At 33.3% G+C, this 13,354-nt stretch carries 15 protein-coding genes; 10 read left to right on the top strand and 5 right to left on the bottom strand.

What is annotated here, in order from left to right:
• Positions 1 to 29: 29 nt before the first annotated feature.
• Positions 30 to 1,748, bottom strand: a complete 1,719-nt coding sequence (gene poxB / locus CIK00_RS07985) for a ubiquinone-dependent pyruvate dehydrogenase (RefSeq protein ID WP_101768366.1) — start codon at positions 1,746 to 1,748, stop codon at positions 30 to 32.
• A 316-nt stretch (positions 1,749 to 2,064) separates the two neighbouring features.
• On the opposite strand from poxB, the gene CIK00_RS07980 reads away from it, so the two are divergent.
• Positions 2,065 to 2,625, top strand: a complete 561-nt coding sequence (locus CIK00_RS07980; RefSeq protein ID WP_101768365.1) for a beta/gamma crystallin-related protein — start codon at positions 2,065 to 2,067, stop codon at positions 2,623 to 2,625.
• A 73-nt stretch (positions 2,626 to 2,698) separates the two neighbouring features.
• On the opposite strand, the gene CIK00_RS07975 is transcribed toward CIK00_RS07980, so the two are convergent.
• Positions 2,699 to 3,934 (bottom strand): SGNH/GDSL hydrolase family protein, encoded by a 1,236-nt coding sequence (locus CIK00_RS07975; protein WP_101768364.1) that lies wholly within the window; start codon positions 3,932 to 3,934, stop codon positions 2,699 to 2,701.
• A 452-nt stretch (positions 3,935 to 4,386) separates the two neighbouring features.
• On the opposite strand from CIK00_RS07975, the gene CIK00_RS07970 reads away from it, so the two are divergent.
• Complete coding sequence (locus CIK00_RS07970) at positions 4,387 to 5,226, top strand: class I SAM-dependent methyltransferase (RefSeq protein WP_101768363.1); 840 nt, start codon at positions 4,387 to 4,389, stop codon at positions 5,224 to 5,226.
• A gap of 89 nt (positions 5,227 to 5,315) precedes the next feature.
• Here CIK00_RS07970 and CIK00_RS07965 read toward each other — a convergent pair whose 3' ends face one another.
• Together CIK00_RS07965 and CIK00_RS07960 are read right to left on the bottom strand one after the other, a co-directional pair.
• The gene (locus CIK00_RS07965) at positions 5,316 to 5,540 is read right to left on the bottom strand and encodes a hypothetical protein (RefSeq protein ID WP_101768362.1); all 225 of its coding nucleotides are present in this window, start codon (positions 5,538 to 5,540) and stop codon (positions 5,316 to 5,318) included.
• Between the two features lie 171 nt (positions 5,541 to 5,711).
• Positions 5,712 to 6,293, bottom strand: a complete 582-nt coding sequence (locus tag CIK00_RS07960) for a TetR/AcrR family transcriptional regulator (RefSeq protein WP_101768361.1) — start codon at positions 6,291 to 6,293, stop codon at positions 5,712 to 5,714.
• 408 nt (positions 6,294 to 6,701) lie between these two features.
• Here CIK00_RS07960 and CIK00_RS07955 point away from each other — a divergent pair, with 408 nt between their 5' ends.
• From CIK00_RS07955 to CIK00_RS07920, 8 genes are all read left to right on the top strand, one after another.
• A complete protein-coding gene (locus CIK00_RS07955) occupies positions 6,702 to 7,511 on the top strand; it encodes a Cof-type HAD-IIB family hydrolase (RefSeq protein ID WP_101768360.1) in 810 nt (269 codons plus the stop codon).
• Between the two features lie 113 nt (positions 7,512 to 7,624).
• Positions 7,625 to 7,804, top strand: a complete 180-nt coding sequence (locus tag CIK00_RS07950) for a hypothetical protein (RefSeq protein WP_101768359.1) — start codon at positions 7,625 to 7,627, stop codon at positions 7,802 to 7,804.
• A 221-nt stretch (positions 7,805 to 8,025) separates the two neighbouring features.
• A complete protein-coding gene (locus CIK00_RS07945; protein WP_101768358.1) occupies positions 8,026 to 8,823 on the top strand; it encodes a Cof-type HAD-IIB family hydrolase in 798 nt (265 codons plus the stop codon).
• Between the two features lie 133 nt (positions 8,824 to 8,956).
• Positions 8,957 to 10,339: an MDR family MFS transporter gene (locus CIK00_RS07940; protein ID WP_101768357.1), complete on the top strand. Its 1,383-nt coding sequence runs from the start codon at positions 8,957 to 8,959 to the stop codon at positions 10,337 to 10,339.
• Between the two features lie 196 nt (positions 10,340 to 10,535).
• The gene (locus CIK00_RS07935) at positions 10,536 to 10,751 is read left to right on the top strand and encodes a hypothetical protein (protein ID WP_101768356.1); all 216 of its coding nucleotides are present in this window, start codon (positions 10,536 to 10,538) and stop codon (positions 10,749 to 10,751) included.
• A 241-nt stretch (positions 10,752 to 10,992) separates the two neighbouring features.
• A complete protein-coding gene (locus tag CIK00_RS07930) occupies positions 10,993 to 11,412 on the top strand; it encodes a GNAT family N-acetyltransferase (RefSeq protein WP_101768355.1) in 420 nt (139 codons plus the stop codon).
• 208 nt (positions 11,413 to 11,620) lie between these two features.
• Positions 11,621 to 12,193, top strand: coding sequence for an elongation factor P-like protein EfpL (gene efpL / locus CIK00_RS07925; protein ID WP_101768354.1), 573 nt, complete (start codon positions 11,621 to 11,623; stop codon positions 12,191 to 12,193).
• 91 nt (positions 12,194 to 12,284) lie between these two features.
• Positions 12,285 to 12,746 carry a GNAT family N-acetyltransferase gene (locus CIK00_RS07920; protein ID WP_232575597.1) on the top strand — a complete coding sequence of 154 codons (462 nt, stop codon included), beginning with the start codon at positions 12,285 to 12,287 and terminating at the stop codon, positions 12,744 to 12,746.
• Positions 12,747 to 12,824: 78 nt separating this feature from the next.
• Here the strand turns inward: CIK00_RS07920 and cspE are convergent, their stop codons facing one another.
• Entirely contained in the window at positions 12,825 to 13,034 is a 210-nt protein-coding gene (cspE, locus tag CIK00_RS07915) for a transcription antiterminator/RNA stability regulator CspE (RefSeq protein WP_101768353.1), read from the bottom strand.
• Positions 13,035 to 13,354: the final 320 nt, after the last annotated feature.

Genomic DNA, 13,354 nt, shown 5'->3' with positions numbered 1-13,354 from the left:
AAGGTGTACTTAGTATACCTTTTTTTGGATTAACGGAGTATATTTGTTTTTACAAGATCAATTAATTCATCACCATAGCCATTAAAGAGGGCTTTTAATGTGTAGATGGTAAAGCCTTTTTCTTGAGCCAGTTTAATTTTTGGCGGTAAGCTTAATTCATTTTTATCAGTGATCACTTCTAGCAGTGCCGGACCATCATGATTTAATAATTCATCAATAGCATCGCTGAGCTTATGAGGATCTGATACGCTGATCCCTTTAATGTTACAAGCATTGGCAATCGCGGCAAAACTTGGATTATTAAGATTAGTTGCATTAGAAACAAAGCCTGATGCTTTCATTTCCATATCAACAAAACCTAATGAGCTATTATTGATAATGACTATTTTAATAGGGAGATTATAAGGTACTAAGGTAAGAAGATCGCCCATTAGCATCGAAAATCCGCCATCACCACATAATGCAATGACTTGACGAGTAGTATCTACGGCTTGTATACCAATAGATTGTGCAAGTGCATTTGCCATTGAACCATGATTAAATGAACCAATTAAGCGGCGCTGACTGCTCATTTTGAAATAACGCGCAGCCCACAATGTTGGCGTTCCAACATCACATGTAAAAACAGCATTTGATTGTGCTTTTGCACTGAGCATTTTTGCCAGTGTTTGAGGATGAATGAGCGTACTTTTCGGTTTTATCTCGGCTAAATTATCCAAATTTTTACGCGTTGTTTGATAATGTTCAATACATTTATCAAGAAAATGGTGATCTGTTTTTTCATCCACTAATGGTAGTAGTGTTGATAATGTTGGGTTTATATCACTAATCAACGCAAGATCAACTTGGGTATGTCGGCCAATAGCATCAGGATCATTATCAATCTGAATAATTTTTGCGGCTTTAGGGTAGAACGGTTTAAATGGAAAACTGGTACCAAGTAAAATTACTGTGTCAGCATTTTCCATCGCATGATAACCAGAAGCAAAACCGATGAGCCCCGTCATACCCACATCATAAGGGTTATCATATTCAATATGCTCTTTACCTCTGAGGGCATGAACAATGGGGGCTTTTAGTTTTTCAGCTAGAGCTAATACTTGATCGTGTGAGCCTTTGCAGCCAGCACCACAAAATAAAACTATTTTTGATGATTGGTTAATTATTTTTTTGCATAATGCTAATTCAGATAATACGGGTGTAATTTGTTGTAAAGCAGGGCGTTGCCATTTTATTGGCGTATTTTTGGGCATATCAAGTAAGGCAATATCACCAGGAATAACAATGACACTAACCCCTTGCTTTAAAATAGCTTGTCTCATTGCTGCTTCTAAAATAAATGGCATTTGTGATGGATGCGTTAATTTTTCACAAAAAACACTGCATTCTTTAAATAAGTGAAGAGGATCCGTTTCTTGAAAATAACGACTGCCCGCTTCTGATGAGGGGATATCTGAAGCAATAGCGAGTACGGGGACTTTATTGCGATTACAATTGTATAATCCGTTAATTAAGTGCATGTTGCCAGGGCCGCAAGATCCTGCACAAACAGCTAGTTCACCTGTCAGTTCCGCTTCTGCTCCCGCAGCAAATGCAGCGACTTCTTCATGCCTTGTTCCGATCCATTCTATTGTGCCATCTGCACGTAAACTATCACTTATTCCATTTAAAGAATCTCCTGTTACTCCCCAAATACGTTTTATGCCTGCAGTACTGAGTGATTTTACTATATATTGAGCAATATTCATGGTAGTCCTTTTATATTATTATTTAATGTTCTTTCTTTGTTATATTAATTACATAATTTAAAACAAAATACTACTAAGGAATTATAATTTATCTTTATTAGTATATTTAATCGTTACGATGAATTTTTTTTGTGTTATTAATTTAATATGTTGAACATTAAATATAGATAAAAAATAAAATTAAATAGTTTGATTTATATTTAAATGGAATATTTGTACACTGTATTATATATAAGTATTCGTTTTAGTGTTATGATGCCGCCCGTTTATTAATCATATAGTAATCATTTATTTTGCTATATCAGAGTAAGTAGTTATGAAAAAAATAATCTTTTTAACCACACTTTTAGGTTTCAGCACTGCTTCATACGCGGGTTTACATCTTGAGTTCAAAAATGTAAATAATCTTAATGGAAGTAACAGCGGTCGAGTTTATGTTTGTACACTGAAACCGTTTAGTGATGTTTTTGCGGATGTTGGTGTAACAGAGGATATGGCACGTTATAAAGTGCAACGTCGCTGTGAAAAATCTCAAGGTGAAGGCAGTATTTTCTGTAAAGCAAAAGAAGCGAAGTGTGTTGAATCATCCCTTGTTTCGGAAGCTGATACTGGTCGATATAAAGGTAAAGGTGTTTCAATTTATAGTCAAAATTATCAAATGGGAGAGTCCGTAAAGATTACTCATGATATTCCTAATTTGGGTGATTATAATTTTGATAATAAAATGTCGTCTTATGATATACCGATGGGGTGGTCAGTAAGATTTTATGAAGGCGTCAATTATAGTGGTGCTTATTATACGCGTAATAGTGGTGATGCTAATGCAACAGGATTCGATAATCAGGTGAGTTCAATTAAGATATTAAGCACTTTTTGATCTCTGACTCTATTGTGTATATCTAAAATAATTGGCACTAACCAAAAGTTAGTGCCAATAGTATTAACATTCTTTAGTTTATTGAAACATTAGTAATAATTTTTTGAGCAATGTATTTGTGCATCGCTGTGGTCGGGTGGGTAACGCCCCAGAAGACATATTTATCAGAGCCATGTTGTGCACAATCATTGGTTAAGCTATGGCTAATAAGATAGTCTTTTGATGAACTACGATTAATGTCCATACAAGCATCTTTAGCATTTATAAAACCATATTTTTGAGGCTCTGAGGTTACGTTTTCAAATATCTGATATGCATCGACAAACGTAATATTGATGCCTTTTTGTTTATAATAAGCCGCTTGTTCTTTTATAAAGAGATTGAATTGTTTAATTTGTTGACTGACTAAAGCCGCTTTATCTGCGGTGGCATATTTAAATTGTGGTGCTTTACTCGCGTCAGGTAATGTCATTAATAAAATATTGTTGGCACCAGCATCGGTTAAACGAATAAGTGCAGTGCTGTAATTGCTTTTGACTTCAGTAATATTTCGATCGTAATTCATAAAATCATTAAGACCAAACTCTAGAGTAAATAGGGTATTTTCAATATGATAGTTTTTTGCAAGTTTCATATAGGTAATAAAAGAAGATATTTGGTCATAAACTCCAGTAAGAATACCATATTCATTTACGCCAGCAGCTCCACCCACAGCCCAGTTATATAATGGTAAATTTTTAGCATTAGCCAGATATTCAGTCCAAACTAAACCATTACTGAAATGCCCAAAGAACCAACTATTACTATTTGGAAATAGCCATTGTGAGCCATTAAAGGTATTACCTGTATCTGAAAGGCTATCACCAAAGGCGACAATTTTATTGATTGTATTTGGTTGACTAACGTTATCATTACTCCAAATAGTATGGCTATAAGATGACTTTATATCTGAGGCATAGAAAATAATGTCTGCATTTTTATTATCTGTATCAATAGAGTCTGCGCAACGTTGTGCAATATCTTTATTCGAGACATCAGTGTAAAACATATTTTTAAATGAAATAGATGACCACCAATAACCAGGTAGTTCATAATAACTATTATCATTATTTTTAGCCCAAACCCAATCTGTAGCCGGTTCATCATGGCTAATACTGGTGCGATACCAGCATTTTACATAAGTATAAGTATTATTGGTATGAGGTGTAGCATTCTGTTGTTGTGGATGATTTTCAATATGTTGAACGTTATCAGAAGCAGTTGCAGCAAAAGGGAATAATAACGTTAATAGCAAATATGCCTTGTTCATGACAGTCCTTTATTTAAGTGTTCGTGTTAATAAAGTTAAAAATAATACGCAAAGACAATGTAAATAATTGCATTGGTTGGTTACATTAATAGAGCCAGTGATGAGAGTCAGATTTTATATTCTATAATGGGATATTCTTCTAATAAATTGATTAATTAAGCTTTTTTTATTTTGATATCCACCCATATTATTATGATATTAAATGGGTATTTATTACTAAGTATTCTATTGGTGAATGTATTGCTATGTTTTTAATGAAAGAATACTTTTAGAGGATGGCATGTAATTGTTTATTAATGTGTTGTGATTATCATAATAAATAGCTGAATAAATAAGTAATATGTTGAAATGTATTTATTTAATCAAGGCAGGGTAGGCTGAGAACGATGAAGATATGACGGTTCTATTTTATGTTATAATGCAATAAGTGTTTCTAATTAGATAAATGAACTATGCTTGGCTACTACCTTCATACAAAAAATGCGCAACAGGCATTAGATGCTATCAAGAAAGGACTTTCTAGCGTTCGAATCTCGACAGATCTTAACCTTAGCGAACAGGATTTTTCAGTCACTGATCAAGGTTTAATTCTTGACGAAGAAAATAAACTTTCTATTGCTGATCTTAAAAAAATCGTTAAAAAGACACAACGAATTTATATTTGTAGTGATGGCGATATGGAGCCATTGGAAGATCGTAGTGTTGGTTATTACAAACTAGCACCAACAGATGGTGCGCCACTGCTTGAAATTAGTGGTGTTAAAATGCATATCTCGAAAGGAACCGATCCTTTCAAAAGTGCGTCAGAGATGGCTAAACAAGCAGTACGCAGTGGTGATAATGTATTAGATTGCTGCAGTGGTTTAGGCTATGCGGCGATTGCTGCTCATCGGCTGGGTGCGAAAAAAGTATTAACCATTGAGTTAAGTGAATCGGTCATGGGATTACGAGCACAAAATCCGTGGTCAAACGATTTAAATAATGATGGTATTGAGCAACGTCAGGGAAGTAGTTTTGAGTTGATCGAAACTATGCCTTCAATTTCTTTTGATGCTGTTATTCATGATCCACCACGTTTTTCTCTTGCTGGTGAACTTTACAGTGAAGGGTTTTATTGTGAAATTTATCGTGTATTACGCTCAAATGGGCGACTTTTCCACTATACAGGTAATCCACATATTATAAAAAAAGGCAGTAGTTTTGTTGATGGCGTTATTCGTCGATTAAAAGCTGCTGGTTTTAAGAATATACAGAAAGTTGATCATTTAATGGGTGTTAGTGCTCAAAAATAAATGATATACAAGGAGTCGATAATAATCATTAGCAATATATACTGATGATTGTATCGACTCTTTTTTATTAACAATTAAATTACTTATTACTAAAGAGTTGTTTCTTTTTTGGTTTTGTTTACAACATGATATTTTTTATTGCCTGGATGATGAAATTTTGAATTGATTACTCTATTGTCAGTTATCGTTGGCGTTACTATTTTTAGAATATTTTTTTTATTATCAGGATTATGAAATTTTGAATTGATAACTGCTGTACTAGAAAAAGCAGATGTCGATATAAATAATAAACAAAAAATAAAATAAATTTTCATATGAATTGTCCTTTTTTCATTGGTGTACTTATATTTATTCTTATGCCACTTTAATTGTTTTTAGCAAAGGTAATTATTATCGATATGTGATCAACTTCAAAATTGAATTGATTTAAAATAGATTAGTAGGTTAATTAAACAGTCATGAGTTTATTTACTATGACTATTAAATTAATAGTGTTCATGATTGATTTTTTCAAGAATAACATTGAGATACATCTTTTTCGCCATTGGTATTAATTTTGTGTTTTTGGTTATTTGTAATGTTGCTAATAATCCGTTAAAAATTAATTCTGCTTGTTGTGATTTAAGCTCAGCATTATTAATGTTATTTTCTGTTAATAAATTCTTAATCATATTTACACGCGTATTTTTGTAATTACTGCATATTTTAGCAATGTTATCGTCTGTATGGTTAAATTCGCTATAGGCTAATTGAAAATAACAGCCATTGAATAAGTCATCTTTCATTAATGTTACTAATATCTCAAATCGTTCTGACAGTTTTTGTTCTAGTGTTAATGTAGGATCAGAAAAAATAACATTTAGACTATTTAATGCTTGTTCACTGAATAAAAATAAGGCTTCTTTTATTAAATTCTCTTTTGAAATAAAATATTTATAAATAGTTGCTTTAGATACTCCTGTAGCAGACGTAATACTATCCATACTGGTGCCGTGAAAGCCATATTGCGCACATAAAGTGATTGTTTTATTAACGATGTTTAATCGCTTTTCCTGTTGCTTATTCATAGCTCTTAACCTCAGTTGTCGTTATCCCGATCATAACAAAATAAACTGTTTAGTTCAAAATACTTGATAGGATCAGTATGGATAGTTTAAGGATAAATACAGTATCGCCACCAGCAACAACGGTAGGGTATAAATACACCAAACACTTAGAAAGTGGTCGATAGTGTTCCTATTGCAAATTTCTTTTTAGTTAAAGACATTCTATTTCTAGTAATCGCAATAATGGTTGTTGAACACAATAAAAAATTATCATCAGCGGCAGATAAGTAATTATAAAACATAGACTATTCTATAATATATGGCAACACTCTTTGAATATAAAGAGTGTTGCGGTTATATGCTAGTAGCGAATTTAGAGGTAATATATCATCATACAATAAGTTTAAATCTAAGCGGAGTAATAATAGTATGGCATTACCGATACGGTTTATTGCAACAGATATGGATGGCACTTTACTGAATGATGTAAATGAACTTCCTCATGATTTTTTAGATGTATTTAATGATCTAGATGCAAAAGATATTTTATTTGCAGCTGCGTCTGGTCGACAATATTTCACATTATTAAAAATGTTTGAATCGATTAAAGATAAGATACTTTTTATTGCCGAGAATGGCACTTTAGTGATGTATCAAGGTAAGGAGCTTTATAGTGCTATGCTTCCTAAATCTGAATCTGATTTAATTATTGAAACAGTACGTAATATTGAGAATAGTCATATTGTATTATGCGGAAAAAAATCAGCGTATATAGAGACAAAAGATAAACAGGCTCAGCAAGAAATAATAAAATATTGTCATAACATCATGTTTGTTGATGACTTATTAGATGTTGATGATGAGGTTATTAAGATATCAGTATTAAATTTTAAGGGTACTGAAGAATATGTTTATCCATTAGTAGCACCTTTATTTGCAGCAACGCACCAAGTCGTCGTTAGCGGTAAAATATGGTTAGATTTTATGGATAAGCAAGCATCCAAAGGGCAGGCGATTAAGGCTATGCGTGATAAATTTGGATTTACGTTTGAAAATAGCATGAGTTTTGGTGATTTCTTTAATGACGTAGAAATGCTTCATGAAACCTATTTTAGTTATGCAATGGGTAATGCACATCCAGAGATTAAAAAATTAGCACGTTTTATAGCACCGAGTAATAATGAGCAGGGTGTAATAACGGTGATCAAACAGCAAGTGTTACACTGTCACGCATTGTGAGTAACAGATATTTATAAGTATCACTAAGAGCGTAAATTCCGTTGACAAATATTGGTAATGCGTTACATTCTTATTTAGATGTATTGCTACGTTGCATAATCTAGGAGTATTCAATGAATACAGATGAACTATTTCCTTTATATATCATTATTTCTGTTGTTGTTTTTTTATTTTTTATGTTCTTTTTATTTATACAGTTATACCTAAAAGCGAAAAAAGAAAATATTGGGGGTTGCTGTAAGGTAGAAGTAAAACCAGCATCAAAGAAAAAAAGGAGCAATAATCATCACTAATTGTTTAGATGAAAAAACGCCATTATGTAATGTAATGGCGTTTTTTTGTTTTTAAGGTAGAAGGTTAATATTATATGTTCGTTTTATTATACATTTTGAGCTGATTATTTAATGTAGATCACTTTTTATAGTTTAAGGCATTGGTTTTTTGATTAAAATTAACATCATTAACAGGTAGAATATTAAACATTAATAATAAGATATTGGAATAATTACTGTTTATGACATCTTCAATCAAATTTATCGCAACAGACATGGATGGCACCTTATTGAGTGACGACAAGGTCTTGCCTACTGATTTTTACGACGTTTTCAATGAGCTTGATGCTCGAAATATTCTCTTTGCTGCGGCATCAGGTCGACAGTATCAAAGTTTAGTGAATACTTTTGAGCCAATTAAAGACAAGATGTTGTTTATTGCTGAAAACGGTACGTTAGTGATGTACCAAGGAAGAGAACTCTATAGTTCAACTATCCCAACATCAGAAATTCATACTATTATTAATAGCATTAAAACCATTGATAATACTTTCATTATTCTCTGCGGTAAAAATTCTGCTTATACTGAAACAACAGATATACAGGCACTAGAAGAAATTAAAAAATATTACCATAATCTTGAATTTGTTAATGATTTACTGGCTGTTGATGATGAATTTATTAAGATTGCGGTACTTAATTTTAATGGTACTGAACAACAGGTATATCCTATTATAGCACCATTATATTCACAGACTCATCAAGTTGTTATCAGTGCGAAAATTTGGCTAGATGTGATGCATAAGACGGCATCTAAAGGTACTGCAATTAAAGAATTACAACGTATTTTTGATTTTAAATTTGAAGAAAGTATGAGTTTTGGTGACTTTTTAAATGATGTTGAAATGCTAAAAGAAACTTATTTCAGTTATGCAATGGATAATGCCCATCCTGAAATTAAACAATTAGCCCGTTTTCACGCCCCAAGTAATAATGACCAAGGTGTAATGACCATTATTAAAGAGCAAGTATTAATATAGGTGTTGGAATAGGGTATTGATTGATTTTATTTATATATTAACAAATTATTCAAACTGTTTTGATGATGATGTTTTTAAATATAATTAAACAATACAGTGCGTTGTATTTGTATACTTAAATAAAGGAAAAGGAATGTCGCCCCAAAGAATATTTGCCAGTGTTGCACTTGTTATTGCCTTAGGTTCATTAGAGAAAAGTATTGTTACTACACCATTATCTATTATTGGCCAAGACTTAAATGCAGGGCAGGCATTAACCTGGGTAGTGACTGCCTATCTATTGGCAGCAACAGCAGTGCTTCCTGTGTATGGTAAATTAAGTGATATTTTCGGGCGTGTAAAAATGCTTAATGTGAGTATTGTTCTATTCATGTTGGGATCTATCGCTTGTGGTTTATCGGATACGTTAGGGCAATTAATCGCTAGTCGTGTTTTACAAGGGCTTGGTGGTGGTGGTTTAATTGCATTAGCATTTACTGTCATTGCCGACAGTATTCCTGCGCGTATTGTAGGTAAATATCAGGGTTATATTTCCATTGTCTATGCTGTTTCAAGTATTGCAGGGCCGTTATTGGGTGGTTTCTTTGCCGAACATCTTAATTGGCGCTGGATTTTTTGGGTTAATTTACCACTAGGGATTCTTGCTTTATGGATGGTTAATCGTAATCTATCCCATTTGAGTAAAGGTCGAAAATCACCATTTGATTGGAAAGGCGCAGCACTGCTTATTAGTGTGACAACATTGGTATTATTACTATTATCGCCAGAGTCACAACTTCCAATAGGTTGGGTTGCAGGTGCTTTATTATTGTCATTAGTTTTACTTTATATTGTTGAAAAATTCGCAAAAGATCCAATTCTTCCTGCACGTTTAGCGCGTTTACCTGGCTACTTAGTTAGCGTAAGTTTGATTTTATGTTCACAGTTACTGATGTTTGCAGTGTTAGTGTATTTCCCTTTACAGCTTCAATGGCAAAAAGGGCTAACAGCATCAGAGAGTGGATTATTTATGATGATTTTTATGTTTAGTATTACAACAGGGGCGTTTATTGGTGGTAAGTCGATTGCGCGATGGGGTAATTATAAAATTTTTGTCATGATCGGATTTTTAATGACGTCATTGGCTTTATGGCAATTACATTTTGATTTTGAAGTTAAATTAGCACTTATTTTTGCGGGTCTTGGACTTGGCTTTACCTTGCCAGCGTTAAGTGTTGTTGTACAAAATGTGTTACCGCCAAGAGATCGTGGTATCGGAATGTCATTATTTAATTTCGGCCGTGAGTTAGGTGGTGCGATTGGTGTGGCTGTTTGTTCTGCTATATTCCATTTTCAATTGCCTGATAATGCATTAGCAGATAGTGCAAATGGTTTGGCTGGCGTTGAGACTAAACTGTTAGAATCTGGTTTTAATACTACATATTTGGTTATGGCAGCAGTTGCTGTTGTTGCCTTTATTTTGGCTATATTTGCATTAAAAACACAGTCTTTATCTGATGAAGTTGAGTTAGAGTGACATGGATTAAAATAATAAGATAAAAATATATTAGGGTAATGTTTAAATAAATCGAGCAAATCACAGTATTAATATTTAAGGGTTAATATTTTTCAATGAAAGTGATGTAAATCTAATTATTAGGATTATTAAGTATCTCCTATAATTTGATAGGAGTAATGTCTTGGTTTAAGAATACTAATATTCAGAGGTTATTATGAGTTTGTTTTATGTTGATAAAAATGCGCAAGATAACGGCGATCATGAAATTCATACAGCAACATGTAGCCATAGCCCTAATTTAAATAATTGTGATGTACTTGGTTACCATACGGCATGTAGTACTGCTTTAGACGCCGCAAAAAAAATATATCCTCAATCAAATGGTTGTTATTACTGTTCATATTCTAGCTATACATCTGAAAGTAAGTAAAATCTCATTAGCAACGTGATAATCAATATTACGTTGCTATTTTTATGCTTCTTTTTTACTTCTTTTAAATGTTCATACCCTTCAATTTTCACATTGATACATAAAGCTAAGCTCTGATAAATTAATTGGTAAGATTAAAGCGATACATTTGCGATATAGTGTAGTATCTAGGCTGTATTTTTCGGATTTATTAATCGGCTTACATAGAATTAATATAATAGTATCAGTGTGAAGGGTGAAAATGGAAATAGAATATAAAGTTAATTGTCCTATTACATCAAGTCAGTATATTGAATTGGTGAATAAATCAGTATTATGTGAGTGTAGATCTACTGAAAGTGAAATTATAATCAAAGAGATGCTAGACAATAGTAATTTAATTGTAACGGCATGGGTTGATGATCAACTTGTTGGTATTGCCCGTGCACTGACAGACTTTCATTGTTGTTGTTATGTGTCTGATCTTGCTGTTGATGAAAGTGTTCAATCAATGGGAATTGATAAGTATCTTATTTTAGTGGCGGCAGAATCTGTGGCAGAGACGTGTAAAATCGTTTTATTGTCGGCACCCAAGGCCGAAGGGTATTATTCTAAAATTGGTTTTAAAGAACATAATAACGCTTGGGTATTAACGGATATTAGTGAATTAGTTCTACCATAAGATAGTGGTTATTTTATGCTTTATGAAATCTGCTCGATATAAAGTAATAACAAGAGGGTAATAAGAATATCTGATTATTGTCTTGTCTATCTATTGACCATGTTAGTAGAACAATGCAAAAAAATAGAGTCTGTACTATCATATTACTTGCTATAAATCTGTATCTTGGTGTAATTTCTCACCACTATTTATTTTTGGAATAATGATCATGCCAAAGGCTAGTGATATTAAAAAATTTGCTGCTATTGAACTTAACGGTAAAGTAGCTTTAGTTAAAGAAATTACTAAGCTAACGCCTAGTGGTCGTGCAGGTGCAAGTCTTTACCGTATGCGTATTTATGATGTTGCAACGGGTTCAAAATCAGATGTTAGCTTCAAAGCTGATGAAATGATTACGTTGGCAGATTTTAGTCGTCAGAAAGCATCTTTCTCATACATCGATGGTGAAGAATATGTGTTTATGGATGATGAAGACTACACGCCATACACTTTCACTAAAGACGCAATTGCAGAAGAATTACTGTTCATTACTGAAGATACTAAAGGTATTGAAGTATTGACTGTAGATGGTGCACCAGTTGCATTAGAACTACCTGCAACAGTAGAGCTAACAATTGTTGAGACTGATCCTTCAATTAAAGGCGCATCTGCAAGTGCTCGTACTAAGCCTGCAACATTGTCTACAGGTCTTGTTGTTCAAGTTCCTGAGTACATTGCAAATGGCGAAAGAATTAAAATCAACACAGCTGAACACAAGTTCATGAGCCGTGCAGATAAATAATAATTAGTTATTATTATTTTATAAAGCCAGTGTCGTTTATTCGACGCTGGCTTTTTTATACTTATCATAAAAATAATACACAGGGAATAATGTGGTTCAGACAATAATAATTGATGTAGCTAAAAAAGAAGATCTACAAGCGGTGTATCAGTTAGAACAGCGATTGTTTGGCGATCATTGTTATCCTGATTTTTTTATTCGCCAAGCTTATGATTGTTGGCCTACTGGCTTATTGGTCGCTCGTCATCAAGATAACGTTGTTGGTTATGTGCTGTGTGCGCCTCAGTTTAATGATCTGTCGTTAATGTTACTAGAGGGCTGGATACTTGCATTGGCCGTTGATACTAGCGTACAGGGGCGAGGCGTAGGTAAGAAATTGATGCAAGAAGGTATGACAACGCTGGCCGGATGCAAAAAACTATGGTTGACCGTTCATCCAGATAACCATGCAAAGAAATTGTATCAACAATTAGGTTTTACTGATATCGAGCAAGAAAATGATTATTTTGGTATTGGTCAACCACGCGTTAAAATGATGTACGTGGTGGAATAAGTTGTTGTTGGATAAATAATAGATATAAAAAAGGGTACCTAAGATACCCTTTACTTCTTTCAACTGTTCATTGAAAAATTAAGCAAGCTCAACGTTAGCCGCTTGAGGACCTTTTTGGCCTTGCTCAACGTCAAAAGAAACTTTTTGACCTTCAGCTAGAGATTTGAAGCCTTCACCTGTGATAGCACGGAAGTGAACGAATACGTCAGCGCCGCCATTGTCTTGAGTGATAAAACCGAAACCTTTCTCATCGTTGAACCACTTAACGATACCAGTTGCTTTAGACATGTGATGTCTCCTGAAAAATAAATTAGTAGCGCACATTACGCTGTTTTACTTATGTACAAAAGAATAATGAAGCGCTTCAGGACAACTGTGAACATTTGAACAGTGTATCGAAGTTTTCTCTTTCAATTTGTTGCATAAATAGGCCTTTAATAAACCATGAGTATTAGGCCATTTTCATATTGAAAGGGCAAGTTTCTCTTTTAATAACAAGCTAATAATGTGACCACTTTAACAAAATAACATGTTATACGGTTATGCTATCATGTGAGTATGGTAGGAAAGGGTATTTAATAAAGTAGAATTGGAATTTTTATTCGACA

The sequence above is a fragment of the Photobacterium carnosum genome, from assembly GCF_002849605.1.
GTDB classification, from domain to species: Bacteria; Pseudomonadota; Gammaproteobacteria; order Enterobacterales; family Vibrionaceae; genus Photobacterium; species Photobacterium carnosum.
This window is presented reverse-complemented; position numbering and strand designations above follow the sequence as displayed.